This window comes from Billgrantia kenyensis (assembly GCF_013697085.1).
Classification (GTDB): domain Bacteria; phylum Pseudomonadota; class Gammaproteobacteria; order Pseudomonadales; family Halomonadaceae; genus Halomonas; species Halomonas kenyensis.
The window spans coordinates 1-26,120 of sequence record NZ_JACEFT010000039.1; the positions used below are offsets into that span (position 1 = coordinate 1).

Here is a 26,120-nt window from a genome sequence, read left to right on the forward strand (position 1 = left end):
GTCTCTGGGCTATGTGGCACCCCGAGCACACCCGGCATTAGCTGCGTAGGGTGTGCAGAAACCAGGGGGTCATTACAGATGATGAAACTGATCAAGAAGCCGTCAAGTAGATCAGCATGTCGGGGAACAGAATAATAATCCGCAGGGGGGATGTGCATGAGGAAGTGGTGGCTGATGCTGATGCTGGCTCTGCCCTCCCTGCCGGCAGCTGCCGACCTGCAAGGGCTGACCTTCATCACCGAAGAGTACCCACCCTACAACTATCGTCAGGCTGATCGTCTCGAGGGCCACTCCATCGAGCTACTCGAGCGCATCTTTGCCGAGACCGACACGCCACTTTCGCGGGACGACGTTCTTTTTTACCCCTGGGCACGGGGCTACGACACTGCCCTCTCCGAACCGGGCACGGTGCTGTTTTCCACTACCCGCACCGAGCAGCGAGAACATCTGTTCGAGTGGGTCGGTCCCATTGCCACCGACAGGGTGACCTTGATCGCTCGCCGTGACAGCGAGATTCAATTGAGCCGCATGCAGGATGTCATCGCAGGCGGCTATCGGATCGCCGTGATCCGCGAGGACATCGGTGCCCAGCGCCTGCAGGAGGCCGGGGTGCCCGAGCACCAGATCCATACGGCAATTTCCAGCGTCAGCGCCCTGCGCATGCTAGAGCGCGGCCGGGTCGATCTCTGGGCCTACGGAGAAGACGTGGCGTTCTGGCTGATGCAGGAGGAAGGGCTGCCGACCAGCCACTACGCTCCCGTGCTGACCATCAGCGAGTCGGACCTCTACTATGCCCTGCACCGCGATACCGACGCCGAACTGGTCGCACGCATGCAGGAAGCGCTCGACAGGCTTCGGGAGCGAGGCGTAGTCCGCGAGATTCTCGGCGGCACCATTGCCTTCAACACCGAGGAATATCCGCCCTACAACTATCTCGATGAGCAGGGCAGCGTCGTCGGCAGCTCCACTACGGCGCTGCGTACCGCACTGGAAGCGGCCGGGCTGAGTGCCGAGTTTCGCCTGCTGCCCTGGGCCCGCGCCTATACCGAGGCCCAACTGCGAGAACGTCACTGCGTCTACTCCACGACCCGTACCCCCGAGCGGGAGCACATGTTCACCTGGATCGGCCCGCTGGTTTCCAGCACCTGGGCTGCCTTTGCCCTGGAAGAGAGCTCCATCGACGCCGAGTCCCTGAGCGAGCTCACCGAGCTGCGCGTCGGCAGCTTTCGTGAGGATGCGGTCGGCCAGTATGCGACCCGTCGCGGCGTTCCCATCATCAAGGCCAGCGCTGAACGGGAGAACATCAATCGCCTGAGGTCGGGGGTGATCGACGTATGGGTCACCGGCGAGCAGACCGCCGACTATCTCGCCAAGGAGGCCGGCCTGGCCCTGCGTCGCCTGTTCGAGTTCAATCGGGTAGACCTCTACCTGGCCTGCCACCCCTCGATACCGGATCATTTCAGCGCCGGGCTGCAGCGGGCGCTCGACGAAATGAACGCCGACGCGGAGGCCCTGCAGTGAAGCCCGCCCCAAGGACTCGTCGTTCAGGCAGACGTAGCCTGACAGCCAAGCAGGCGGGATTGACCCTGGCAATAGCCCTGCTGCTAAGCATTATTGCCGGCGCAGCCGAATTGGCCTTCGATGTCCGCAGCATGCGCCAGGAAGTGGTCGAGGATACCCGCTATCGCCTCGACCTGATCCATGGCACCGCGGCGGAAGCCGCCTTCCAGCTCAATCCCGACCTGGCAGCCCAGGTCAGCGAGGGGCTGTTCAGCGGCGGCCGCGTCGACAGCGTGATGATCAGCGATGATTTCGGCCGTACCATGGCCACCCGTCAGCGCGAAGCACTGGCGGAAGAGAGCCAGCTTGCCCACACCCTGTTCGGCGATATCGTCGACTATCGCCAAACGCTGTTCTATCAGGCTGCGCCCGATGCTCCGCCCACTGCCGTGGGGGAGATCAGCCTGACTCTGGCCCTCGACAGCCTGGGACGCGACTTCACTGACCGCAGCCTGCTGATCTTCACACTGGGTGTCAGCAAGGCACTGGCCATTGCCGCCCTGCTGGCACTGGTATTTCACTGGTTCGTCACCCGCCCTCTGCTGCAGGTACATGCGGCGATCGCCAGCACCGACCCACGTCAGCCAGGGCAGTGGCCGAAGCCTCGCATGAAGCACCACGACAACGATGAGCTGGGACACCTGGTAGAGAGCGTGGATGAGCTGCTGCAGGCCTTCCAGCAGGGCCTCGATCAGCGCGACCAGCTGCACCAGATCTCCACCATGGATGGTCTCACCGGCATTGCCAACCGGCGCCATCTCGACGCCTTCCTGACCCGTGAGTGGCGGCGTGCCAAGCGTTACGGACACCCGGTCTCGGTCGTCTTCCTCGATATCGATCACTTCAAGGAGTTCAACGATCAGTACGGCCATGTGGTCGGCGACGACACCCTGAGAGCGGTCGCCGAGGTGCTGGCCGGGGTCGTTCACCGTGCTTCCGACCTGGTGGCCCGATACGGTGGGGAGGAGTTCGTCTGCGTACTGCCCGACACCGGGCTGGAGGGCGCCATGCGTGTCGCTGCCAGGATCCAGCAGGGCATCCATGAACTCGACATCCTCCATGCGCACTCGACTTGCGCCGGTCATGTCACCGCCAGCTTCGGGGTGGCCTGCAGCGAGCCGAACGAGAGCGACACCAGTTGGGAGGCACTGCTGGCCGAAGCCGACAGACAGCTCTACCGCGCCAAGCGCCTCGGCCGCGACCGGATCGTCAGTGCGCAAGACTGCGCCACGGAATCGGGAACTGGCCGCTAGATGGGGAATCGATAGAACAGGCCCAGCCAGAGGCACGAAGCCCATGAGCAAACGCGACGAATTCGTCGAGCAGATGAAGGCACGACTGGACGAGTGGAATGCAGAGATCGACCGCCTGGCAGAGCGTGCCCGGCAGGCCAGCGGCGAGGCCCGGGAAAGGTATCACGAAGATATCGAGCGGCTTCGCCGTCGGCGCGATGAGACACGTCGCCGCCTGGAAGAGCTGCAGTACGCCGGCGAGGCGGCCTGGGACTCACTCCAGCAGGGGCTCGAGGACGCCTGGGAGCTACTGCGTCGGGCGTTACGCGATGCCCAGCGAAATGAGCCGCCAGCCAAGGATGTCGACGAGCCCGACGACGACACCCGGCCGCATTCGCCGGGTGGCTCACCCTGAGACTCCAAGGGTCGGAGAGAACCGCGGCTAGCCCTTGCGGGTTGGCTCTCCCCCGGGTTCGGGTGGCAGCGAGCCAGCGGGCTGTATATCGCTGCCTCGCTGCAATCGGTCGATCGACGCTTCGCCCTGGCGCGCCAGCTTCGCCAGCCGGTCGATCTGCGCATCGAGCTGGGGCAGGGCCTCCTGGCGGTAGCGCGACAGGTCGTCTATGGCCCCCAGCACCTCGTCGAAGGCCTGCTCCAGCGCCTGCATGTCGAGCTGCGCCGAGGCCGCCCGGGTCTGGATCTCTACGCCCTGCTGGCGCAGCGCCTTGGCGGTCCCCGCAATCATGTCAGAGGTCGTGGTGTTGAGCGACTCAACCCGGTCGAGCACCAGGCGCTGATTGGCCAGGGCCAGGGCCACCGCCACCGCCACGGTCAGCGCCGACACGGTGACGTGGATCGCCCGGTCGACGCCACGAATCAGCTCCCGGTTGTTGCGGATGATCACCTCCAGGGCCAGTACGCCCTGCTGGCTCACCGCCTGCTGCTGCTGCAGGTCGACGATGCGTTGGCGCAGCGGGAAGAGCAGTTCCTCCTGGATGAAGGCGCGCTGAGGGTGGTCGGCACCGAGCCTCTCCAACGCCTGAACCAGACGCCGGTCGATCAACCGCCCGAGGTCCACCTGTCGCCCGAGCCGCCCCAGCAAGCCGCGCAGGCTCTCCTGATCGTCGCCGAGGGTGATGTTGTCGCGGCGGAGCATCTCCCGACCTGCCTCCAGGTCGGCAATGATGGCATTGAGCGCCTCCTGGGCGTTCTCGAACCTGCGAAAGTAGCGCTGCACACGACTGCCGGCCCCCGGGATGCGAGACAGCAGGCGGTCGAAGGGGCCCGAGGCCAGGCGCTGCTGATGCGGATCGAGCCCCTGCATGTGCTCGCGCAGGTCGATCAGCGCCTTGGCTACCGGTCCACCTTCGTCGCCTTGGTGGGCCAGCTTGCGCAGCGGCGTCTGCAGCATCTCGCTGTGATGGGCCGCCTGCTGCTGCAGCTCGAGCCCCATTTCGTCCACCGCACGACGCTGACGGTCGAGCGCCTCGCCTTCGCTGGCCAGCACCTCCTCGACGAAGGAATCCGCCATCTGCTCGAGTTCGGGGTCGTCGATCACGACCTCCTCGTCCGCCGCCGGTTCCGGTGCGATATCCTCGAGCTCACTGGCGATCTGCTCCACCGGCGGCAGCGAAAGTGGCGAACCGCGTTGCGACGATTGGCTCATATTGCTCTTCCCCTTGAGACCCTACCCCAACATTAGCACCTAAGCATGCCGACTCACCAAGCGTTGCTTGAGGGCAACCGGGCGATAGCCGGCTCAACGCTTTTCGCTGCGGCTGTAGCGTTCAGCGCCCTCGATGAAACGGCGAAGCTCGTCGAGCGCGCGATCGGTGGCCAGCGACGCCTGGGGGCGTCCCGTCTCGACCCGAGCCAGGGCGACCGCCGTATCGTCGAGCAGGGTCAGCGCCGATTCGTTGCGGCCCACCAGGCGCCGAATGCGCCGCTCGGTCTCCTCGATCAGCTCCAGCCGGCGCTTGAGCGCGATACGCTCCTCGACGGCGAGACGGTCGCCGTCCTGCTCAAGGCGACGCCGAACGTAATCGCCATCCAGCCCTATCACGCCCCGCGACTGGGCGGCCATGGAATGAAAGGTGTCCACCGCGCCAAGGCAGACCTCGCGGATCAGTCCGCGTGAGCGCTCGAACGCCAGCTCGCTGCGGTCGAAACGTGCCGCCAGCAGCTCCATGACGTGGGCATAGCGGGTATAGAAACGATCCACCTGGCCTGCCAGGTCCATACGCTTGACGTCGGCCAGCTGCTGCTTGGCCCGGCACAGCGCCAACACCAACTCATCGGCACCTACCGGTGGTCGGACCGGGTCGAGTTCAGCTACACCGGCCTCTCTTGCAGCGCGCTCCTGCTCGGCGCGCTTGCGCTCGACCTCGGCCGCGAGCCGCTCCTGCAAGCGGCGCTGATGGCGGCGACTGCGCCAGCGACGCCAGCTCCGTTCCAGCGGCAGCGATACCCCCACCGCCACCAGCCCTGCCAACCAGCCTGACAGGCTCGGCCCGAACCCTCCCCACAGCGACGTCAGCCACAGCACCATGCTGATGAAGGGCACCAGCAGGCCGTAGCGAAACAGCACTTGAAAACGGTTGGGGTTATCGGTGGGCACTGCCAACCGCGGGTTGGCCAGCCCGACCAGGCACCACGGCAAGCAGGTCAGGAACAAGCCATAAGAGAATCCCTGCAGAAATCCCAGCATAAGCCTCATACGCCAGCGGGTAGATGCCTCTGAGTGTACGGGGGCCGGCGACGCGGCGCGAGCCTGAGGGCTTCAGCGGCACAGGCGAAAGCCACGCATGCCGAAGTGGAAGTGGTCGGCATGGGCGAGATTGTAGTCGGGCCCCAGCACATTGCCGAACAGGTCGCAGGCACCGTCGCGCGCATCGCGCAGGAAGTCGGCCCGTGGATCCTCGCCCTCCCAGTGGTCGAGTAGCGTGATGCGCCGCCCGTCCTCCAGGTGGAACGCCGCCACATCGAGCGCTTCAGCGGTGGCGTGCTCGCTCAACCGACCCTCGGCACGGCCGTAGACATTGCGACAGGCAAAACTGCCATAGTGTTCGACTCGCGCCACCCGGGAGCCGAAGTGAGCCTCCGCGGCCGGCTGCAGGCGCTGGCGCTCGTACATGACCCAGGCCAGCGCCAGGGGGCAGCGCGCCACGAAGCTGGCGTTGAACTCGACCTCGCTGGCGTGAATGCGCACCACGTTCTCCAGCGGGCAGCCCTGCACCGGCTCGTGATCGTCCAGCGGCATCATGCTCAGGGCATCTTCCGGGGCGGTTTCCAGTGCAGCCAGGCAACCTTCACGATCATCGGCCAGGCGATGCAGCTTCCATTTCGTCACCGGCGTCAGGGGGTCGTCGACACTCAACGGCGCCCAAGGATGCCAATGGTGGGGGATATGCTCCTCCCACTGCCACCAGGCCAGGGCAGCGGCAACCGCCAGCAGCAACAAGAAAAGCAGGAAACGCATCTCACCTCGACGCCTAGAGCAACAGATGCAAGGCCAGCGCCACGCCGCCCACGACGAGCGCCGTGATCACGGCAATATCCACCGCACGATCGAGCCAGCGATCAAAGCCACCCTGCCGGCGGCGGGGTGCCTGCCGACGGCGGGTGGCGCCGCGGCGAAACGAGCGGCGGCGTAAGCCGATGAGAGTCATGATGGCATCCAGTTTTTCGTTCTTCCTGCGAGCTTACGGCCTGCGCCGCAAGCTGGCCAGTGCCCACCGTCACCCCTGACCTCCTTCACGCCGATGAATACGCCGATTCACCACGTTGGGGGCACGGCGCAGCCGCTCCTGCTCGCCCAGCGCCTCGGCCTCGAAGGCATCGGCCCCCACCGGCGTCTCGCCATGGCGGCGGTAGAGCTGGGTGAGCATGGCCTGGCGGTCAGCGCGCAGCTCGCGGATCAGTACCACGATCATGCCATAGAGAATGAAGGTAAAGGGTAGTGCCGAGAGCACCGCGGCCGACTGTAGCCCGGTCAGGCCGCCGGCGGCGATCAGCGTGAGGCAGATGGCGGCAATCAGTACGCCCCAGATCACCCGCTTGAACAGCGGTGGATTGATCGAGCCGTTGTCGGTCATCTGCGCCACGATGTAGGAGGCCGAGTCGGCCGAAGTCACCAGGAAGATGAAGATGAGCAGCATGGCGATCACCGACAGCACACCGGTGAAGGGCATGCGCTCGAACATCTCGAACAGAGCCACGGTGATGTTGGCCTCGGTGGCTGCCGCCAGGCCGGCATCGTCGGTCAGCTCCATGTGCAGCGCCGCGCCACCGAACACCCCGATCCACAGGCAAGCCAGCAGCGGCGGCACGATCAGCACGCCGAACACATACTCCTTGATGGTGCGCCCACGGGAGACACGAGCCACGAAGGTCCCGACGAAGGGCGACCAGGCGATCACCCAGGCCCAGTAGAAGATGGTCCAGCTCGCTGCCCAGGTATTGTCGGTGAAGGGCGAGATCCGCAGGCTCATGCCGATGAAGTTCTGCAGATAGTCGCCGATGCCGAGCGTGATAGTCTCGAGGATCATCACCGTGGGGCCGGTGATCAGCACGTAGAGCATCAGCCCGATGCACAGGATCATGTTGAGGTTGGAAAGGCGGCGGATGCCCTTGTCCAGCCCCGACCAGGTCGAGGCCATGTAGGCCAGGAACATCACCAACAGAATGACGAACTGCCACAGCACGCTCTCGGGCAGACCGAACACGGCGTTGAAGCCGCCATTGAGTTGCAGCACGCCCAGGCCCAACGAAGTGGCCACACCCATCACCGTAGCCACCACCGCAAACACGTCCAGGGTCGGGGCGTAGGGCCGCACCCGGGGGTACTTGGCAGCGATGGAGGAAAGCACCGAGGAGACCAGCCCGGCCTGCCCCTTGCGAAACTGGAAATAGGCGATGATCAGGCCAACTACCGAGAAAGCCGCCCACTGGTGCACGCCCCAGTTGAAGTAGCTGTACTGGATGGCGTAGCGCGCCGCCTCGGTACTCTCTGCTGGAACGTCGCCGTAGGGCGGATCGATGTAGTGGAACATCGGCTCGGCCATGCCGTAGAACACCAGCCCTACGCCGAAGCCCGCCGCCAGCAGCATGCTGACCCAGGAAAAGAAGCTGAAACTCGGCGTGCTGTCCTGCGGCCCCAGGCGAATCTTGCCGTACTTGCTGAAGGCTAGCGCCAGCAGGAAGATGACGAAGCCGAATACCGAGATCAGGTAGAACCAGCCGAACAGGCGGGTCACACCGGCAAGCGCTGCGTCTGCGGCGTTGCCGAAAGCGTCAGGGAAACCGGCACCGATCACCACCAGTGCAAGAATGATCAGGGCCGATACGGCGAAGACCCGCTGCCCTCCATGGTTGGTCATCTGGTAACTCCTCGTTCCGTCCTTGAACGGACCTCATGCTAGCAGCCCAGCGCTGGCGGCACATAATCTTCGGCTGTCCTCGCAGGAGGCCGGGAGCGAACCATTGCATCACCGGGCAGACAAGAGGATTCTAGTAATACCAAGCAGGCTAAGAATTTTTGCGAGTGCCGATCATGTCCCGACTTTCCCATACCCCCCTGTCCGTGCTCGACCTGGCGCCAATTCGCCAGGGTGGCACCATCGCCGACAGCTTTGCCGACAGCGTGGCCCTGGCCCAGTTGACCGAACGCCTCGGCTTCACCCGCTACTGGCTGGCTGAGCATCACAGCCTCGACGGCATCGCCAGCGCCGCCACCGCAGTGCTGATCGGCCATATCGCCGGGACCACCTCATGCATCCGCGTGGGCAGTGGGGGGATCATGCTGCCCAACCACCCGCCCCTGGTGATAGCCGAGCAGTTCGGTACCCTCGACACCCTCTATCCGGGCCGCATCGACCTGGGCCTGGGTCGGGCGCCGGGCTCCGACGCCGCCACCATGGCGGCGCTACGCCGCGACCCCTACGCCGGGGCCGAGAACTTCCCCGAGCTGCTCGCCGAGCTGCAGGGCTTCCTCGACGACGAACGTCCCGGCCAGCGCGTGCGTGCCGTACCCGGCCAGGGCACCCGGGTGCCGATCTGGCTGCTCGGTTCCAGCGGCTACAGCGCCCAGCTCGCCGCCCGCGAAGGGCTGCCGTTCGCCTTCGCTGCCCAGTTCGCGCCGGGCTACCTGCACGAGGCGCTGCGCCTCTACCGCGACAATTTCCGCCCCTCGGCACTGCTCGAGCGCCCCTACGCCATGGTCGGCCTGCCGGTGATCGCCGCCGAGAGCGACGAGCGCGCCGAGTTCCTCGCCTCCACCACCCGCCAGAAGTTCCTCGGCATGGTGCGCGGCCGCCGCACGCGTTCGCTGCCCCCGGTCGAGAGCCTGGACTGGACGCCCATGGAGCAGGTTCAGGTGGAACAGTTCCTCGGCGCGGCGGTGATCGGTGGCCCCGACACCGTACGCGAGGGGCTCGAGCGCTTCCTCGAGCAGACCCAGGCCGACGAACTGATGCTCAATACCGACACCTTTGCCAGCGCGGACCGCCTGCGCAGCTATCAGATCGTCGCCGAGGTGTGGCACCCATGACCCCCTCCCCCCCTGGCGCCCAGCTCGACCTTGCCGGTACCCTTTCGGGGATTCGCCGCATGGCGCCGCTGTCGCTGTTCGTGGTGGTCTTCGGCCTGGCCTTCGGCGTGGCCGCCCTGTCGCGCGGGCTGTCGGGCCTGGAAACCATGCTGATGAGCGCACTGGTGTTTGCCGGCGCCTCGCAGTTCGCCGCCCTCGAACTTTGGGGGCCGGAGATACCCCTGCTGCCGCTGATCGCCATCACCTTCGCCATCAATGCCCGCCATCTGCTGATGGGAGCCGCCATCCAGCCCTGGCTGGCCTACCTGCCCCCGGCTCAGCGCTACGGCAGCGTAGTCCTGATGAGCGACTCCAACTGGGCCATGGCCGTGGCCGACCGTCAGCGCGGCGAGACCAACCTCGGCATGCTGGTTGGTGGAGGCATTGCCCTGTGGGTCACCTGGCTGGCGGGCACCCTGCTCGGAGTGATCTTCGGCAGTGGCATCGAGGAGCCGGAGCGCTTCGGCCTGGATGTCATCATGGGCTGCTTCCTGCTGGCCATGCTGATCGGGGGGCGCCGCGACCTCTCCATGCTGCTGCCCTGGGCTGCTGCCGCCCTGACGGCAGTTGCCGCCATGGCCTGGCTGCCGCCGCACTCCCATGTAATTGTCGGCGCCCTGGCTGGCGGCCTGGCGGGGCTGCTGTTCCCTGCGAAGCAAACAAGGAAGCCATCCCCATGACGCTCCCCGCCACCACGACAGGCGCCATAGCGGCCATCGTTACCATGGCGCTGGTCACCTACCTCACACGTGCCGGCGGCGTATTCGTGATGTCGCGTGTGCCCATCGGGCCGAAGGTCGAGCGCTTCATCAATGCCATGGCGGGTTCGGTGCTGGTCGCGGTAATTACACCGATGGCCATCCAGGGCGACTGGGGGGCCCGCCTGGCCCTGCTGGTCACCCTTGCGGTGATGCTGGCCACACAGAAGGCGCTGGGGGCAATCACCGCTGGCGTCGTTGCCGCGGCCTTGTGGCGGCTGTGGTAGCCTGCATCGAGGAACGATTGCCTCGCACCGCCCTCCAATAGGGACAGTCCATCTGCGCCCCGCAAGGGCGACAATGCTCGGAGACACCGATGTTCGACCGCAACGACCCACGCCGCAACGCCGCCTGGCAGGCCGCCCAGCAGTGGCGCACCCGGGCCAGCCAATCTCCGCGCGGCCCGCTGGGCGGGTTGAAGCTGATTTTCACCTGGCTGCTGTTCGGTATCCTGCTTATCGTCGGCACCGTGCTGGGCCTGTTCTTCCTGCTGATCGGTTGGGCCATGCTGCCCATCGTACGCTACCGTATGAAGAAGCGCCTCGAGCAGCTCCGTGCCGAGCAGGCCAGGGATGCCGGTGGCGGCTTTCACTCCCACGAAGCCCATTATCACGAGACCCACTCTCGTGAGCGCCGTCGCTCAGGCGAGCATGAGCTGCTTGAAGGCGAATATGAAGTTCGCGATGAAGAGCGCAGGAATTAACGCCAGAAAGAGAGGTCCCGCCGGTGAGGCGGGTCAACAGCGAACAAGCTTGACAAGCACTCATGGCGGTGGAAAAAAACGCCCGGCTGCCATAACTTGAAGACATACGCCCTGACATTCCGGAGGACAACAACAATGCCTCGACTTCGGACAACGGCGGCGCGCGTGTTGCGCCCCAGCCTGCTCGTCTGCCTGCTGCTTCCCTTCGCCGCGCCCAGCCTGGCCAATGACTATCCCACCGAGGCACGTGTCGATTACGTGCTGGGCTGCATGGCTTCCAATGGCAATACCTACCTGACCATGCAGAAATGCTCCTGCAGCATCGACGTGATCGCCGAACACCTGCCCTACGAGACCTACGAGCAGGTCGAAACGGTCCTTGGCATGCAGGATCAGCGTGGCGAACTCGGCGTGCTGTTCCGCACCGAGCGCGGCATGCAGGATCAGGTTCAGGCCCTGCACCAGGCCCAGGCCGACGCCAACCTGCGCTGCTTCTGAGGCGCCCGTGTCGCATTCACCTGGTCGCTACGCCTTCGCCCTGGCCGTCGTCTCGCTGCTGGCCGTACTAGCCAGCCCCGCCGGCGCAGACCAGCACGCCCAGGGCGAGCGGCTGTTCCGTGCTCAGTGCGTCGGCTGCCACAGCATCGAGCCCGGTAGACACCTTGCCGGCCCCAGCCTGCACGACCTGATCGGGCGCCCTGCCGGCAGCCTCGAGGACTTCGATTACTCGTCGGTGCTGGAGGAGGCCGACCTGGTATGGGACCGTGACACCCTCGATGCCTTCCTGGCGGCCCCCGAGACCTTTCTTCCCGGCAATCGCATGGTGCTCTGGGGGCTCGACCCGAACGCGCGCCGACTCATCATCGACTTCCTCGAGAGCCGCGCCGGGCCTTGACCACTCAGTCGCCACCGCCCTTGCGAGCCATCATGCCGCGGGACGGATTATAGCCAAGTATCGCCAGCGCCAGCAGCACCACCGCCACCGCCACGCTGATCATCACCGCATCGGCATTGAAGCGCTCGTACATGGCGAAGCGGATCATCTCGACGGCATGGGTGAAGGGATTGAGGGCAGCGACCTGATAGACCAGGTAGCTGCCCTCGCGGATGCGCCACAGCGGGTAGAGCGCCGAAGAGAGAAAGAACATGGGGAAGATGACGAAGTTCATCACCCCGGCGAAGTTCTCCAGTTGGCGGATGAAGGAGGAGAGCAGCAGCCCCAGCGCACCGACCATGAAGCCGGTCACCAGCAGCGCCGGCAGCAGATAGAGGTAGCCCATTACCGGCGCCTGGATGCCGTAGGCCCAGGCGATGGCCAGGAAGACGTAGACCTGCACCACCGAGACCAGGGTGCTGGCCAGCAGCTTGCACACCAGCAGATACCAGCGCGGGAAGGGGCTGACCAGCAGTACCCGCATGCTACCCATCTCGCGGTCGTAGACCATGGAGAGCGAGCTCTGCATGCCGTTGAACAGCTGGATCATGCCCACCAGCCCCGGCACGATGTAGACCTCGTAGAGGATGTAGGTCTGGTAGGGCTCGGTCATCGCCACGCCGAGCGCCATGCGAAAGCCGGCGGCAAACACGAACAGCCACACCAGCGGACGCACCAGCGCGGCGAGAAAGCGGCTGCGCTGGTGCAGGAAGCGCAGCAGCTCACGCCCCACCACGCCACGCAGACAGTGCAGCCAGGGCATCACTCGCATGCGGCCTCCTGTTTCTCTATCAGGAGATCGAAGGCCTCGCCCAAGGTATCGACGCCGAGGCGTGCGGGCAGGCTCTGGGCTCGCTCATCGGCCAGCAGCCGCCCGCGATGCAGCACCACCACCCGATCATCGGGTCGTACCTCGTCGATCAGGTGTGTAGCCCACAGCACCGCCACGCCGGCCTCGGTGCACAGTCGATGGGCATGGGCAACGAGCTCGCGTCGCGAGGCGATATCCAGCCCCACCGTGGGCTCGTCGAGCAGCAGCAAGCGCGGCTCGTGCATCAGGCCCCGGGCGATCTCCACCCGCCGGCGCTGGCCGCCGGAAAGGCGCCGCACCCGCGTGCGGCGCTGATCATGCAAGCCCACTCTTTCGAGCTGCGCCAAGGCACGCGCCTTCGCCTCACGCCGCCCCATGCCATGCAGCGCGCCATGATAGGCCAGGTTCTGCATCACGCTGAGGTCGAGATCCAGGGTCGGCTGCTGGAACACCACGCCGATGTGGCCATGGGCCTGTACCGACTGGCGGCGCACGTCGAAGCCGCCGATCCGGATCTCGCCACGGCGGCGGTCGTGCAGCCGGGTGACCAGCGAGAACAGGGTGGTCTTGCCGGCGCCGTTGGGTCCGAGCAGCACGACGAACTCCCCGGCCGCCACGGCCAGGGAGACGTCGTCCAGCGCCGGCCTGCCGGCATAGGCGAAGCTCAGCCCGCGCACCTCCAGCGCCAGTGCGGCTGCGTCGTTCGCCCCACTCACGGCTCGACGATCACGCCCCAGGGGAAGCGTCCCACCGGGATCGACTTGACTGCCCGCAGGCTGTCCACCTCGATCATGGTGACATCGCCACTGACCCCGTTGGTGGTATAGAGCCGGCTCTCGTCGCCGTTGAGCGCCAGATGCCAGACCCGCTGGCCGACCAGGATGTAGTCAAGCACCTCATAGGTCTGCTGGTCGACTACCGCGACCCGGTTGGAGGGGCCCAGGGCGACGAAGGCGTAGCGGCCGTCGGAGGTGAGCACGACACCTACCGCCTGCACGGTCTCCCGCGGCACACCGGGTACGTCGAAGCGGATGGTGTGCTTGACGTCGAAGGTCTCCTCCATGTCGAGGATCGATACGGTGCCGGCAATCTCCGCCGAGACCCACGCCTCGCGACCGTCATGGGTGAACTCGGCGTGCCGCGGACGGGCGCCCACCAGGCGGTGGTGCACCGCCTCCATGGTCTCGGTGTCGATGATGTGGGCCATGTTGGAGGTTTCGGTGGTGGAGACCAGCCAGCGCCCGTCGGGGCTGATGCCGAGCCCCTCGGGTTCGACCCCCACCGGGATCTCGGTGACCAGCGTGCGCCGCTCGTAGTCGAGCACCGAGACGATGTTGTCGTCCTCGTTGGAGACGTAGATGTAGGGTCGGTTGGGGTCGACGCGGATCACCTCCGGGTCGTCCCCCGAGGCCTGGCTGCGCACCACCTGCAGCGTCTCCAGGTCGATCATGTCGATGGCCTCGTCATCGCCCACCGCCACGAACAGCTCGCTGCCGTCGCTGCTGAAGGCCATCGAACGCGGGCGGCGCCCGACGCTGATGGTTTCCACGACTTCAAGGCTCGCCCCATCGATGACCGAAATGGTGTTGTCCTTCTCGTTGGAGACGAAGATGCGCTCCGCCTGGGCGCTGGCGGGCAGCAGCGCCAGCGCTCCCAGGGCCAGTCCGACCAGAGCAGGCGAGAACTTGCAGTTCAGAATCGGCATTGTGATTCCCCCTCGTCGGCGCCGAGTGCATCGAGCGGCGTGCGTGGATGCAGATAGCCTTCCTGCGGCGATACCGAGGCCACCATGCGCGGCCCGGTGATCAGGATGGGCTGGCGCAGCTGGTGGTTCCAGGTGCGGAAGCTGACCGGGAAACCCAGGTAGCCGGCGAGCTCGAACTCCTCGCTGAGCATGTAGTCGAGGACCGCTTGGCGCGCGACGGAGCCGGTGCGCGCCGCGGCTTCGCCGAGCGAGCGCAGCGCCAGCCAGGCGCCGAAGTCGCGCGGGGTCATCCAGCGGTCGGCGAGCTTCTCGAAGCGGCGCTGCAGCTGAACCGCGCCCCAGGATTCATGCGCCCGATGCCAGGGCGTGGCGATCAGCCCCTGGGTACCGACCACCGGGCGAGGTGCCCAGGTCTGGAAAGGGAAGTACTCGCCGAAATAGTCGGTCTCGTCGGCGATCACCAGCACATCGTGCTCGGGAAGATCCTGCAGGAACACCGGGATCTCGCGTTGGATGGCATGGAAGCCACCTTCGGCGCGACGCGCCATGGGGTCGTGGGGCCACATCCTGTCGTCCACGACACGATGGCCATAGCGCTCGGCCGAGGCACGCAGCACGTCGGCCAGGATGCGGTCCTCATCGGTATTGCCATAGACCAGCGCCCAGCGATCCCACTGCTTGAAGCCGAGGAACTGGGCCAGGGCATCGGCCAGCATGCGCCGGCTCGGGGTGGTGTGGTAAAGCTCGGGATGACACGCCTCGCCGCGCAGCTCGTCATCCGGCGCCCAGGCATTGAACACCACCCGGTCGCCGCGGGCGGGGTGCGCCATCAGCTCATCCAGCGCAGCGGCCGGCAGTCCGCTGACGATCCACTCGGCGCCCTGCTCAATCAGGCTCTCCAACGCCTCGCCGACGTCGCCCCCCTGGCTGACCACCACCTCGTGCAGGATGAACTCCTGGCCCAGGAATTGCGCCGTGGCGTTGTTGTCGTTGAGACCCAGGCGAGCACCCTGAAGCCCTTCGTCGTCGATCACCGGATCGAGCACCGAAAGCGGCTCCTGATCGTCGGCGCGCTCCATGCTCAGATACCCGACGACGATGGTCGCCGGCGTATCGGCAGGCAGTAGCGAGGACCACCCCAGGCCAAGGGCCAGCCCACCCGCCGCCAGCCAGCGAAGGGAACGTGGTAGCGTTCTCATGCGTGCTCCTTAGGCAACCGTGCTGCCGCTGTTGTCGTTGTTATTCCTGCTCAGCACCACCGTTTCACGGCATTCGTGTCATGATCGTGCGGACCATCCGGGAGAGCTTCTCCTCAAGCAGGTAAGGCTGCTCGCACATGGCCGGCAGCGCCTGCTGGCGCTGTTGAAAGGTGCGCTGTTCCCAGAACAGCGCCTCGGAGAGCTGCTCGATCTCCGCGGGATCGGCGGCCTCCTCGGCGCGACGCTCCTCGAGTTCATCGACCATGCCGGAGATGGTTTCCAGGCGGGCCAGTTGGGCGCGTGAAGCGCTACGAATGCCATCGATGGTGCGCCGTCGCTCACGATTGGTGAGTTCGAACAGGCCGGCAAAGAGCAGGGTCAGGCGCTGCTCGACCTCCGCCTCGTCTTTCTCATCGGTCATCGACTCGACGAACTCGCGCACCCGCGCCTGGGCCTGATCTTCCGGGGTCGAGCGTGAGGTGGCAAAGCGCGCCACCCGACCGACTTCCTCGTCCTCCCACCAGGCCTGCTCCAGTTCCTCCGGCGAGGGCCCGGTCCAGATGGTGCCCCAGGCCAGCTCGGGGATGAGCCGCTGCACACAGGGCCAGTCGGGCGGCCCCGCCGCGGCGCGCTGCGCCTCGACCTGGGCCACGCCACCGAGCGTCAAGCCGATGGCAAGCCCCAATGGCAGCAGGCGGATGGACAAGCGGCCCCGGCAGCTCATGACCCGCCTCCCGCCGCGACCTTGAGCTGGCCCCGGCGGTCCAGCAACGGTACGCCGTACTCCGTCAGGATGGTATCGATCTCCTCCTGGTGTCGGTCGATGAAATCGTTGATCCAGTCCTTCCAGTGGGGTTCACCCCGGCGTATCCCCATGGTGATGCGGTAGTCGAGCTGAACCCCGGAGTCGTCATCGACCAGCGGGATAACCGTCAGCGGCACGTCCTGGCGCGCCGCATAGTAGCCGGCCAGCGGCCCCCACAGCACGGCAGCTTCCGTATTGCCCTCGACCACATCGTCAATGGCGTCGCGGACCGGGGCTCGCACCCGGGTGTCGACCATCAAGGGATAGCCCTGGATACGCGCCCCGGTCCGCCGCAGCGGCACCAGCGGCGGGGTTTCCGACACCACGCCGATGCGCCGCCCGGACAGCACCGGGTCGCTCAGGGTAGTCGCTTCGATGGGGGAACCCTCGGGTACCACCAGGGCATAGACCGAGCGGTAGTAGGCGTTGGTGTTCTGGACGAAGTCATAGCCCGCCACGACGCCGATCATCACGTCGCAGACGCGCAGCTCCAGGGTGTTGCGTACGAAGCCCATGACCTGGGGCGCCCAGACGTAGGTCAAGGGCACGCCGAGATCCTCGGCCATCAATTCGGCAATGCGGTTCTCGACCCCCTCTCCAGCCTGGTTGCTGAAGGGCAGGTTGTTGCCATCGGCGCAGACACGCAGGGCCTCGCGACCCTGGCGCTCGGGGGGGGTGGCTGCGGCACCCGTGGCCACGACCAGTGCAATGGCCAGGATCAACGAGCGTGTTAGGTGACGACAGGCTGCTCTCATGCATCCTCCGCTTCAGGAAATGATGATGCGAATGGCGCGCAGCCGGCTTCAATCTTCGCCGCTCGCTTCCTCGACGGAGGCGTCGTCCTCGTCGTCCTGCTCCTGCATCGACTCGATGATTCGAGGCCGGCCGCGTCCCAGGCCGCCTTCGCCACGAGCTCGCATGTAACTGAAGAGGTTGGGAATGTTACCCATGACATAGGGGTCGTCGGCGAAGGAGGGCATCACCTGGCCGGGCTGCACCTCGCGTCCGGAGGCAATGGTGCCGGCGAAACTCTCCCAGCCACGCCGCTCCGCGGCGCGAATCAGGTTGGGAGCGAAAGAGGAGCCCATCCCGTCGGGCCCATGGCAGGCCATGCAGGCACGTGTATAGACCAGATAACCCTCGTAGGTATCGGGGTCGACCTTGCCATCCTCCACGACGAAGGCGCCAATCCCATCGCCGGTGACACGATGCTCATCGGCAAGAGCGGCGGACGCCAGCCCCAGGGAGAGCAGCAGCAGGGGAACAGCGGAACAACGTGCGAATACCATCATGCAGCACTTCCTTCTACAGCTTCGGCCGCACGCGGGGCGTGCCGCCGAAGGGAGTCAGAAGGGCGGGCCAGGCGCACTGCCCGGTCCGCCCAGGCTAGCGCCGGATCAGTCCGGCAGGGCGAAGACCGTCAGCACGCCGCCGAGCTTGGTGTAGTCACCCAGCGCGGAGAACACGCCCACGGCACCGAGGCCCTCTTCCGGATCTTCGAGTCCCGCTGCCAGGCCGATCCCGGCCCAGCCGCCGACGCCGGAGAGTACGGCCACGTACTGCTTGCCCTCGTGCATAAAGGTATTGACGTTGCCGATGATCCCGGAGGGCGTCTTGAAGCGCCACAGCTCCTCACCGTTCTCGATGTCCACCGCCTTCACGTGACCTTCGAGAGTGCCGTAGAAGGCCAGGTCGCCTGCCGTGGCCAGCGCCCCGCTCCACACCGCGAAACGCTCGTCGACTTCCCATACGGTTTCGCCAGCGACCGGATCCCAGGCGATGAAGCTGCCCATGCGGCCTTCCATCTGGCCGTTCTCGGTCGGAGCGGGCATCATGGTCAGGGTCGCACCCACATAGGGCTGGCCCGCCACGTACTCGGTCTCATAGGGCTCGTAGTTCATGCAGATACGATTGATACCGGCATAGATCAGGCCGGTGCGCGGCGAGTAGGCGCTCGGCTGCATGTTCTTGGCGCCCATGGCGGTAGGACAGATGTCGGTGGTGTTGACGTTCACGCCCTGGCGGAAGGTGCTGTACTCATCGTTGACGTTGGGCCGCCCGGTCTCCATATCGTAGCTGTCGGCCCAGTTGGTCTCGGGAGCGAACTTCTCGGCCACCAGCAGCTCACCGCTTTCACGATCGAGCAGGAAGCCGAAGCCGGTGCGGTCGATGATCGCCAGGCCCTTGCGCTCTTCGCCCTCGAACTCGACGTCGATCAGCTGGTTCTCGTTGACGCCGTCGTAGTCCCACTCGTCGAACGGCACCTTCTGATAGACCCACTTGACCTCACCGCTGCTGGGATCGCGGGCGAACACGGTGATGGCCCACTTGTTGTCGGCCGGTTCGCCGTCGACGGCGCGCTGATCGGGGTTCCAGGTGCCGGGGTTGCCGGTACCGTAGTAGATCAGGTCGAGATCAGGGTCGTAGGTGATCCAGCCCCAGGGAGCCCCGCCGCCACGCTCCCATTCGTCTTCGGGCCAAGTGGTGACACCCAGGTCAGCCTCGCCGATGGGCTCGCCCATCATCAGGGTGGTCTCGGGGTCGATCAGTACTTCGTCGTCCGGGCCGGTGGAGTAGCCGCGCCAGACCATCTCGCCGCTTTCCACGTCATAGGCGGTCATGTGGCCGCGGATACCGTATTCACCGCCGCTGATACCGACGATCACCATGTCATGCACCACCAGCGGCGACATGGTGTTGGTCTCGCCGACGGTATGGTCGCCGTTGCTGACGTCCCACAGCAGCTCGCCGCTCTCGGCATCCAGCGCGATCAGGGTGTTGTCGGCCTGGCCGAGGAACAGGCGTCCGTCGGCATAAGCCAGCCCACGGTTGACCGTGTCGCAGCACATCACCGGGATGACGCGGGAATCCTGGTCCGGCTCGTAGCTCCAGACGACACGCCCTTCGTCCTCGAGATCGAGGGCGAAGACCTTGTTGGGGAAGGGGGTGTGGATATATAGCCGGCCATCGCCGACATAGAGGGGGCCGCCTTCGTGACCGCGCAGCACGCCGGTGGAGAACTGCCAGACCGAGCGCAGCTCATTCACGTTGTCACGGTTGATCTGGTCCAGTTCGCTGAAGCGGTTGCCCTGGTAATTGCCCAGCTGAGTGGCCCAATATTCCGGGTTCTGCTGGAGTTCGAGTTGATTCTGGTTGGCATGTGCCACCGACACAGCCAACAAGCTAATGGCCGTTACGGCATAACCGGTCTCCCTAAGCATGGCGTTGTCTCCGTCTCACTGAAGGTGTGCCTGGGGGAGCGGCACATCTTGTGTTGTTTTGTTTCAGGTGTTGACATTTGAAGGTCTAGCACAACTTTTCAACGGCACATGGTGATAAAGAGAAATTCGGACGATATGGCAGTGAAAAGACTATTGCCCCTTGGCAACAATCCTGTAACACCCGTGCAAGCTCTTGCCACGATTGAGTTTTCAGTACCTTTGCTTATTCTTGAATCCTGATCATTCGACTTAGGTCGAAAGGTGACGGCGCGATTAACTGCTTTACTGATAGTGCACTCTGACATCCACCAACCGTGGAGGCTCTCCTATGTGGACCAAGCCCGCGTATACCGACCTGCGTCTCGGCTTCGAAGTGACGCTCTATATTTCCAATCGTTGACCCCTCCCATGACGCAGTACCGAACGGCTGGCACTCTTTCGAGGCGTCAGCCGTCTTTCTTTGTTCAATGTCACGAATGCCAATGACACGGAGTCCTGAATGCACGTACTGGTCCTGGGTGCCGCCGCCGGCGGTGGCTATCCTCAGTGGAACTGCAACTGTGCGCTTTGCCGAGGCCTGCGCGAAGGGAGTACCGAGGCGAGATCCCGCACCCAGTCATCGATTGCCATCAGCAGCGATGGCGAGCGCTGGCTGCTGTGCAATGCCTCACCGGACATCCGTGCGCAACTGGCCGCCAATCCCGAGCTGCATCCGCGCAGGATTCCTCGCGACAGCGGCATCAGCGGTGTGCTGCTGGTGGATGCCCAGATCGACCATGCCACCGGGCTGCTCTCCCTGCGCGAAGGCTGCCCCTTCGATGTGTGGTGCACACCAAACGTGCATCAAGATCTGAGCAGCGGCTTTCCGCTGTTCCCCATGCTGGAGCACTGGGGCGGCCTGAAGTGGCAACCCATCGGTATCGACCAGGCTCGGGAAGAAGTGCGCTTCGAAATCCCTGCCTGCCCCGGCCTGGCTTTCACCGCCGTGGCACTGACCAGCAATGCCCCCCCCTACTCGCCCCGCCGCGGCGCCCCCACCCCCGGCGATAACATCGGTTTGCTGGTGGAGGATCGCGAGCGCAGCACCCGGCTGTTCTATGCCCCGGGGCTCGGCCGGCTCGACGACCGGGTACGCAGCTTTTTGCGCCAGGCCGACTGCGTGCTTGTCGACGGTACGCTATGGCACGACGACGAGCTGATCCGCGCCGGTGTAGGCAAGGCGACCGGTGACGATATGGGGCACCTGGCCCTGGCCGGGCCGGGCGGCCTGCTGGAGGAGCTCGATACGCTGCCTCCCGCTGTCCGCCGAGTGCTCATCCATATCAACAACACCAACCCGATCCTCGACGAGCGCTCGCCCGAGAGAGCCGAGCTCACCGAGGCCGGCATCGAGGTCGCCCACGACGGCATGCGCCTGGAGATTTGAACCGGCAACCACTCATGGACGTCACACTAACAGCCACACAGGCAATGGGCGCCCCGAGATGCAAGCCCATCACCACCAAAGGAGCGCCACAGCCAAGAGGGCACGACAACCACGAGGCCGCAGCGAACAGTACGTAATAACGACGGCTACCCGCACCCACGACACAAGGACGCCACGCCATGACCAGGATCGCTTCGCCCTTCGCCGCACCGGAGGCCGAAAATGATTCGGCAGCCCTGCCACCCGAGGCCTTCCGCGAGGCCCTGCTGGCCAAGGGTGCCTATTACCACATTCACCACCCCTATCAGGTCGACATGGCCGCAGGGCGTGCCACGCCGGAGCAGATCCGCGGCTGGGTGGCCAATCGCTTCTATTATCAGGTAATGATCCCGCAAAAAGACGCCGCACTGCTGGCCAACTGTCCGGACGCCGCCACCCGCCGCCGCTGGATCCAGCGCCTGCTCGACCATGACGGTCACGATACCGACGGCGGTGGCATCGAGGCCTGGCTGACGCTGGGCGAGGCAGTGGGGCTCAGCCGTGACGAACTCTGGGCCCAGGAGCACGTGTTGCCCGGCGTGCGCTTCGCCGTGGATGCCTACGTCAACTTCGTGCGCGGTGCCGACTGGCGCGAAGCGGCAATTTCATCGTTGACCGAGCTCTTCGCCCCCCAGGCACACCAGAGCCGCCTCGACACCTGGCCCAGCCATTACCCCTGGATCGACGAGACCGGCTACGGCTACTTCCGCAAGCGCTTGAAGGAAGCACGCCGCGACGTCGATCACGGCCTCGAGGTGGCGCTGGCGGTATGCACCACCGCCGCCGCCCAGCAACGCGCGCTGGAGATCCTGCAGTTCAAGCTCGATGTGCTATGGTCGATGCTCGATGCCATGACCCTGGCCTATCAGCTCGAGCGGCCTCCTTACCACACGGTTACCGACCGCCGCGTCTACCACAGGGGGCTATGATGGCCACGCCCGAGTCCGCCAACGTCTACCGTCTGCGCCCCGGCTGGCGCCTGCAGTGGGAGCAGGCTCAGGGGCGCCACGTGCTGCTGTACCCCGAGGGCATGGTGCAGCTCAACGACAGCGCCGGGGCCATTCTCGGCCAGCTCGACGGCCAACGCGATGTTGCCGCCGTAGTGGCCAACCTGCAGGCGCAGTTTCCCGATGCTCCCGCTGCGGCGATCGAGCAGGACGTGCACGAATTCCTGCTCGATGCCGCCCGACAAGGGTGGATCCAGCATGACTGACCGTACCCATACCGCCGCCATCAACGGCGCCACCGGCGCCCCGCTTTGGCTGCTCGCCGAGCTTACCTACCGCTGCCCGCTGCAGTGCGCCTACTGCTCCAATCCGCTGGACTTCGCCGCGGTGCAGGAGGAGCTCACCACCGCGGAATGGATCGATGTCTTGAGCCAGGCCCGCGCCATGGGTGCGGTGCAGATGGGCTTTTCCGGCGGCGAGCCGCTGGTGCGGCGCGACCTGGAAGAGCTGGTGGCCGAGGCGCGCCGGCTCGGCTTCTATACCAACCTGATCACCTCCGGGCTGGGGCTCGACGAGCCTCGCATCGAAGCACTGCGCGAGGCCGGCCTCGACCATATCCAGATCAGCCTGCAGGCCTCCGACCCGGACGTTGCCGCGGCGGTGGCCGGCTCGCCCAAGGCCCACGCCAAGAAGCTCGCCATGGCGCGCGCGGTAAAAGCCGCCGGCTATCCCATGGTGCTCAACGTGGTGTTGCACCGGCACAACATCGACCGCATCGACGAGATCATCGCCCTGTGCGACGAGCTGGGGGCCGATGCGGTGGAGCTGGCCAACTGTCAGATGTACGGCTGGGCCCACCTCAACCGCGAGGGCCTGCTGCCGAGCCGTGCCCAGCTCGAGGCCGCTGAGGCCACCACCGCCCGCTGGCGTGAGCGTCTGGTCGAGCGCGGCCGCGACATGCGCCTGCTGTTCGTGGTGCCCGACTACTACGGCGAGCGCCCCAAGGCGTGCATGGGCGGCTGGGGCTCGATCTTCATGACCGTGGCCCCGGACGGCGCGGTGCTGCCCTGTCACAGCGCCCGCATGCTGCCGATGAGCTTTCCCAACGTGCGCGACCAGGGGCTCGAGGCGATCTGGTACGACAGCGAACCGTTCAATCGCTACCGCGGCGACGCCTGGATGCAGGCGCCCTGCCGCAGCTGCGAGGAGCGCCACAAGGACGTTGGTGGCTGCCGCTGCCAGGCCTACCTGCTCACCGGTGATGCCACCGCCACCGACCCGGTCTGCTCGCTGTCGCCTGACCATCATCTGATCGAGGCGGCCCGCCGCGAGGCCGAGACGGCCACACGCCCGATAGCGGCTCTGACCCTGCGCAACGTGCATGAATCCCGGGTGTTCTGTCGCCAATGAACGTCCCGCCGACCCTCGAAGACGACGCGGCACAGCGGGCAGGGCTACCCCCCGGAAGCCGCCTCGGCGAGGTATGCCTGGCCAGCGGCTTGTACCTTGCCGCGGCGGAGGTGCCCGGCACACGAATGCAGCGCCTGGTCGGCGCGGTGGGGGCGGGCTATCTGGACGAGCCCGACGACTGCCGCGGGCTGGCCCATCTGCTCGAGCATGCCCTGTTCCTCGGCTCGGCACGCTTTCCCGAGGCGGGTGAGCTGGCCCGCTGGATCGGCGAGCGGGGCGGACGCTACAACGCCTACACTGGCGAGGCTACGACCGATGTCCATCTCGCACTGGCGCCTGACGACACCGAGGAGGGCCTGTTGCGGCTGGTGGACATGCTGTCCCGGCCCCGCTTCGAGACCGGGCGCATCGCTCACGAGGTTGAAGTGCTCGATGCGGAGTTTCGTGCCCGGCTGGCAGATCCCTCCCTGCACCGCCTGGCGGCACTGGGCCGGCTCTGTCGCGAAGCTCATCCGGCCCGAAACTGTCATGCCGGCAATCGCCTGACCTTGGGCGGCGACACGGATCAACTCGTGGCGCGTCTCGCCACCTTCCACAGCCAGCACTACCATGCCGGCCGCATGGCGCTGGTGATGCTGGGCCCTCTGCCACTCGACACACAGCTGGAGCTACTCGCACGACACGGCGCGGGGTTGGCCAGTGGCAAGACGCAACCGCCGGTGCGACCGTGGCGCTGGAGCAAGCCGGAAGGCGTGGCGTGGCACCCCTTCCCAGCGAGTGGCCGGTCCTCTTCACTGGAACTCTTCTGGCCCCTGCCTGACGAGCATGCCGTCAGCCATGCAGAGTGGTTGAATAGCCTGGCGGCGAAGCTTGCCGACGGCCGCCTGGCCGCCACCCTGCAGGCCGCCGTCGAACTCGACCGGTTCGATGTGACGCTCGCTCCCGAAGGAATGGGAGCCGCACTGGCCCTGTGCCTGGCCCCGGCACCCGACGAAGAAGCCGTGCAGGCCATGCTTGCCACCTGCCGCTCGGCGCTGGAGCTGGCCATTGCCGCCCCCCTGCCCGAGCCGCCGACGCCGCTCGTCGATCTCGATCACTGGCCTCGCCGCCACGCCTGCCAGCTGGCCGGTACCAACGACAGGCGTCTGCCCTGCTCGAGCGTGACGCCGCAAGAGAGCCTGCTGCCCTGGCTGGATCGTGAGCAGTGTCGGCTGCTCTGGCGCTCACCCAATGCCCCCGGGAGCTGGCGCACCCTGAAAGAGACCGGCACCGCCTGGTGTCCGCAGCCGCTGGCGGAGGGAAACGCCAGGCTTCCCTGGCGAGCGGCGCCAGCGCTCGCTTTCCATGGGCCGAATCAGGGCAACGCCACGCCCACCCCCTATCGCGTCCAACACAACGGCAGCGTGACCCTCTGGGTCGGTGACCCTGTACGCCTGGCCGACGCCCCCCCCGCCAGTTTCTGCCTGGGCTGGCCTGCGCTGGCCTCGCACCAGGCCGCGCGCCTGGCCCAGTGGCGACGCAACACGCTGCCGCTGGGCCAGGCCGCCGCAGCCAGCGGCATGCAGCTCAGCTGCAGCGGTGACCTTCGTGGCGACTGGCTGATCGCCAGCGGCTCTGCCGAGCGGCTTGGCTCCCTGGTGGAACTGGCGCTGGCGTGCTGGCCACAGCAGGCGACACAAGGCGTTGAAGCCCCGCCGGGGGGCCTGTTGGCCCAACGCATGCTGGCACAGCTTGAAACGTCAGGTGGCGCCAACGAGAACGTCGCCGAAGCGACGCCGGCCTTGGGCTGGATCGCTGGCAACATGAAGGCCGAAGCGGCCGATGCAATTCTCTCGGCACTGAGCGAACGCCTGCAACACAGCCAATCGCCACCGACTGAAGCTCAGGAAAGAGGGAGGGACACCTTTCATTTCCCCCCCCAAGGCAGTGACCATGCCGTGATGCTGGAAATCGTCGCCCCCGACGACACGCCTCACAGCCGCTGGCTGCTGCGACTGCTGGCCCAATGCCACGATGCCGCTTTTCATGAAGAGATACGCCAGAACCGCGCACTGGGCTACGTGGCGGCGGTACGCTACCGCGAAGCTGCAGGCTCACCCCGCCTGGGCTACGTGGTGCAATCCCCGCACACCGACACCGACTCGCTGCGCGAAGCCATCCTCTCCTTCCTGGCCCAGCACGGTGAGGCGCTGGCCCACCTCGACCCGGGTCAGCTGGTACGCTATCAGCGTGGCCAGCTAGCTCTCGCTGGCCCACCCGAAACCCACACCGAAGCCCAGGCTCGCCTGTGGCAGGCCCTGCGCCGACAGTCAGCGAGTGCAGTACCACATTCCCCCTGGCAGCCGCTGCCCTGGGAGGCCGAAGCGCAGGCCCTTGCGGCACTGCATGCCGACCAGCTTGCCGGCATGGCCAGGGACCTGGCCACCGGCCATCTGGCACGGCGCTGGTGGCTTCACACGCCAGAGTGAATCGTCTCGTAACATCATGACCCGGGAATGTTGCCATGGGGCAACTCTGTTGTGTCGCTGCGTCACAATCCTCCCCGCCTGCCTCACCTAGACTGACATCACGTCGACCCATAACGCCGCCACGCCGGCCACCAACAACAACACAGGGAGACCCGCTCATGAAATCACGCGCCGCTGTCGCCATGGCCGCCGGCCAGCCTCTCGAACTCACCGAGATCGATGTGGAAGGACCCAGGGCCGGTGAAGTGCTGGTCCACATCAAGGCCACCAGCGTCTGCCACACCGATGCCTATACCCTCTCCGGCGCCGATCCGGA

28 protein-coding genes and 1 pseudogene are annotated in these 26,120 nt (G+C 65.9%); 16 read left to right on the top strand and 13 right to left on the bottom strand.

Annotated features, from left to right (window positions below):
* The first annotated feature begins 156 nt into the window (after positions 1-156).
* From H1D44_RS21085 to H1D44_RS18925, 3 genes are read left to right on the top strand one after another with little or no spacing between them, the layout of a single operon-like run.
* On the top strand, positions 157-1,521 hold the full coding sequence (locus H1D44_RS21085; protein ID WP_238984556.1) for a substrate-binding periplasmic protein: 1,365 nt from the start codon (positions 157-159) through the stop codon (positions 1,519-1,521).
* 59 nt (positions 1,522-1,580) lie between these two features.
* Positions 1,581-2,813: a GGDEF domain-containing protein gene (locus tag H1D44_RS18920; RefSeq protein WP_238984557.1), complete on the top strand. Its 1,233-nt coding sequence runs from the start codon at positions 1,581-1,583 to the stop codon at positions 2,811-2,813.
* A 43-nt stretch (positions 2,814-2,856) separates the two neighbouring features.
* Positions 2,857-3,207 carry a sll1863 family stress response protein gene (locus H1D44_RS18925; RefSeq protein ID WP_181516833.1) on the top strand — a complete coding sequence of 117 codons (351 nt, stop codon included), beginning with the start codon at positions 2,857-2,859 and terminating at the stop codon, positions 3,205-3,207.
* 27 nt (positions 3,208-3,234) lie between these two features.
* On the opposite strand, the gene H1D44_RS18930 is transcribed toward H1D44_RS18925, so the two are convergent.
* From H1D44_RS18930 to H1D44_RS18950, 5 genes are all read right to left on the bottom strand, one after another.
* Entirely contained in the window at positions 3,235-4,458 is a 1,224-nt protein-coding gene (locus H1D44_RS18930) for a toxic anion resistance protein (protein ID WP_181516834.1), read from the bottom strand.
* A gap of 93 nt (positions 4,459-4,551) precedes the next feature.
* Positions 4,552-5,499: a cobyrinic acid a,c-diamide synthase gene (locus H1D44_RS18935; RefSeq protein ID WP_181516835.1), complete on the bottom strand. Its 948-nt coding sequence runs from the start codon at positions 5,497-5,499 to the stop codon at positions 4,552-4,554.
* A 72-nt stretch (positions 5,500-5,571) separates the two neighbouring features.
* Positions 5,572-6,270 carry an extensin-like domain-containing protein gene (locus tag H1D44_RS18940; protein WP_181516836.1) on the bottom strand — a complete coding sequence of 233 codons (699 nt, stop codon included), beginning with the start codon at positions 6,268-6,270 and terminating at the stop codon, positions 5,572-5,574.
* A 13-nt stretch (positions 6,271-6,283) separates the two neighbouring features.
* A complete protein-coding gene (locus H1D44_RS18945) occupies positions 6,284-6,460 on the bottom strand; it encodes a hypothetical protein (protein ID WP_181516837.1) in 177 nt (58 codons plus the stop codon).
* A gap of 69 nt (positions 6,461-6,529) precedes the next feature.
* Entirely contained in the window at positions 6,530-8,170 is a 1,641-nt protein-coding gene (locus tag H1D44_RS18950) for a BCCT family transporter (RefSeq protein WP_181516838.1), read from the bottom strand.
* Positions 8,171-8,343: 173 nt separating this feature from the next.
* Between H1D44_RS18950 and H1D44_RS18955 the strand changes: the two genes are divergently transcribed.
* From H1D44_RS18955 to H1D44_RS18980, 6 genes are all read left to right on the top strand, one after another.
* Positions 8,344-9,339, top strand: a complete 996-nt coding sequence (locus tag H1D44_RS18955; RefSeq protein WP_181516839.1) for an LLM class flavin-dependent oxidoreductase — start codon at positions 8,344-8,346, stop codon at positions 9,337-9,339.
* Complete coding sequence (locus H1D44_RS18960; RefSeq protein ID WP_181516840.1) at positions 9,336-10,058, top strand: AzlC family ABC transporter permease; 723 nt, start codon at positions 9,336-9,338, stop codon at positions 10,056-10,058. Before H1D44_RS18955 ends, H1D44_RS18960 begins: the two co-directional genes overlap by 4 nt.
* Positions 10,055-10,363 carry an AzlD family protein gene (locus H1D44_RS18965; protein ID WP_181516841.1) on the top strand — a complete coding sequence of 103 codons (309 nt, stop codon included), beginning with the start codon at positions 10,055-10,057 and terminating at the stop codon, positions 10,361-10,363. The genes H1D44_RS18960 and H1D44_RS18965 overlap by 4 nt, the downstream gene beginning before the upstream one ends.
* 89 nt (positions 10,364-10,452) lie before the next feature.
* Positions 10,453-10,839: a hypothetical protein gene (locus H1D44_RS18970; protein ID WP_181516842.1), complete on the top strand. Its 387-nt coding sequence runs from the start codon at positions 10,453-10,455 to the stop codon at positions 10,837-10,839.
* A 135-nt stretch (positions 10,840-10,974) separates the two neighbouring features.
* A complete protein-coding gene (locus H1D44_RS18975) occupies positions 10,975-11,337 on the top strand; it encodes a hypothetical protein (RefSeq protein WP_181516843.1) in 363 nt (120 codons plus the stop codon).
* Positions 11,338-11,344: 7 nt separating this feature from the next.
* A complete protein-coding gene (locus tag H1D44_RS18980) occupies positions 11,345-11,734 on the top strand; it encodes a c-type cytochrome (protein ID WP_181516844.1) in 390 nt (129 codons plus the stop codon).
* A 4-nt stretch (positions 11,735-11,738) separates the two neighbouring features.
* Here the strand turns inward: H1D44_RS18980 and H1D44_RS18985 are convergent, their stop codons facing one another.
* The 8 genes from H1D44_RS18985 to H1D44_RS19020 all read right to left on the bottom strand — a co-directional run bounded on the left by H1D44_RS18985 (position 11,739) and on the right by H1D44_RS19020 (position 19,514).
* Positions 11,739-12,545: an ABC transporter permease gene (locus H1D44_RS18985; protein ID WP_181516845.1), complete on the bottom strand. Its 807-nt coding sequence runs from the start codon at positions 12,543-12,545 to the stop codon at positions 11,739-11,741.
* Entirely contained in the window at positions 12,536-13,300 is a 765-nt protein-coding gene (locus H1D44_RS18990; protein ID WP_181516846.1) for an ATP-binding cassette domain-containing protein, read from the bottom strand. Before H1D44_RS18990 ends, H1D44_RS18985 begins: the two co-directional genes overlap by 10 nt.
* The gene (locus tag H1D44_RS18995) at positions 13,297-14,289 is read right to left on the bottom strand and encodes a PQQ-dependent catabolism-associated beta-propeller protein (RefSeq protein ID WP_181516847.1); all 993 of its coding nucleotides are present in this window, start codon (positions 14,287-14,289) and stop codon (positions 13,297-13,299) included. The genes H1D44_RS18990 and H1D44_RS18995 overlap by 4 nt, the downstream gene beginning before the upstream one ends.
* Positions 14,277-15,488 carry an ABC transporter substrate-binding protein gene (locus tag H1D44_RS19000; RefSeq protein ID WP_181516848.1) on the bottom strand — a complete coding sequence of 404 codons (1,212 nt, stop codon included), beginning with the start codon at positions 15,486-15,488 and terminating at the stop codon, positions 14,277-14,279. The genes H1D44_RS18995 and H1D44_RS19000 overlap by 13 nt, the downstream gene beginning before the upstream one ends.
* Before the next feature lie 64 nt (positions 15,489-15,552).
* Positions 15,553-16,212 (bottom strand): hypothetical protein, encoded by a 660-nt coding sequence (locus H1D44_RS19005; RefSeq protein WP_181516849.1) that lies wholly within the window; start codon positions 16,210-16,212, stop codon positions 15,553-15,555.
* Positions 16,209-17,048: a quinoprotein dehydrogenase-associated putative ABC transporter substrate-binding protein gene (locus H1D44_RS19010; RefSeq protein ID WP_181516850.1), complete on the bottom strand. Its 840-nt coding sequence runs from the start codon at positions 17,046-17,048 to the stop codon at positions 16,209-16,211. Before H1D44_RS19010 ends, H1D44_RS19005 begins: the two co-directional genes overlap by 4 nt.
* A 48-nt stretch (positions 17,049-17,096) precedes the next feature.
* A complete protein-coding gene (locus H1D44_RS19015; protein WP_181516851.1) occupies positions 17,097-17,585 on the bottom strand; it encodes a c-type cytochrome in 489 nt (162 codons plus the stop codon).
* Positions 17,586-17,690: 105 nt separating this feature from the next.
* Positions 17,691-19,514: a methanol/ethanol family PQQ-dependent dehydrogenase gene (locus H1D44_RS19020; protein WP_181516852.1), complete on the bottom strand. Its 1,824-nt coding sequence runs from the start codon at positions 19,512-19,514 to the stop codon at positions 17,691-17,693.
* A 328-nt stretch (positions 19,515-19,842) separates the two neighbouring features.
* Here H1D44_RS19020 and pqqA point away from each other — a divergent pair, with 328 nt between their 5' ends.
* From pqqA to H1D44_RS19055, 7 genes and pseudogenes are all read left to right on the top strand, one after another.
* Positions 19,843-19,914 (top strand): pyrroloquinoline quinone precursor peptide PqqA, encoded by a 72-nt coding sequence (gene pqqA, locus H1D44_RS19025; protein WP_081786101.1) that lies wholly within the window; start codon positions 19,843-19,845, stop codon positions 19,912-19,914.
* A 99-nt stretch (positions 19,915-20,013) separates the two neighbouring features.
* Entirely contained in the window at positions 20,014-20,940 is a 927-nt protein-coding gene (gene pqqB, locus H1D44_RS19030) for a pyrroloquinoline quinone biosynthesis protein PqqB (protein ID WP_181516853.1), read from the top strand.
* Between the two features lie 179 nt (positions 20,941-21,119).
* A complete protein-coding gene (gene pqqC / locus H1D44_RS19035) occupies positions 21,120-21,908 on the top strand; it encodes a pyrroloquinoline-quinone synthase PqqC (RefSeq protein ID WP_181516854.1) in 789 nt (262 codons plus the stop codon).
* Positions 21,908-22,192: a pyrroloquinoline quinone biosynthesis peptide chaperone PqqD gene (pqqD, locus tag H1D44_RS19040; RefSeq protein ID WP_181516855.1), complete on the top strand. Its 285-nt coding sequence runs from the start codon at positions 21,908-21,910 to the stop codon at positions 22,190-22,192. The genes pqqC and pqqD overlap by 1 nt, the downstream gene beginning before the upstream one ends.
* Positions 22,185-23,336: a pyrroloquinoline quinone biosynthesis protein PqqE gene (gene pqqE, locus H1D44_RS19045; protein ID WP_181516856.1), complete on the top strand. Its 1,152-nt coding sequence runs from the start codon at positions 22,185-22,187 to the stop codon at positions 23,334-23,336. The genes pqqD and pqqE overlap by 8 nt, the downstream gene beginning before the upstream one ends.
* Positions 23,333-25,804 carry an insulinase family protein gene (locus H1D44_RS19050; protein WP_181516857.1) on the top strand — a complete coding sequence of 824 codons (2,472 nt, stop codon included), beginning with the start codon at positions 23,333-23,335 and terminating at the stop codon, positions 25,802-25,804. The genes pqqE and H1D44_RS19050 overlap by 4 nt, the downstream gene beginning before the upstream one ends.
* Before the next feature lie 158 nt (positions 25,805-25,962).
* Positions 25,963-26,120 (top strand): annotated as a pseudogene (locus H1D44_RS19055) (S-(hydroxymethyl)glutathione dehydrogenase); the annotation flags it as partial.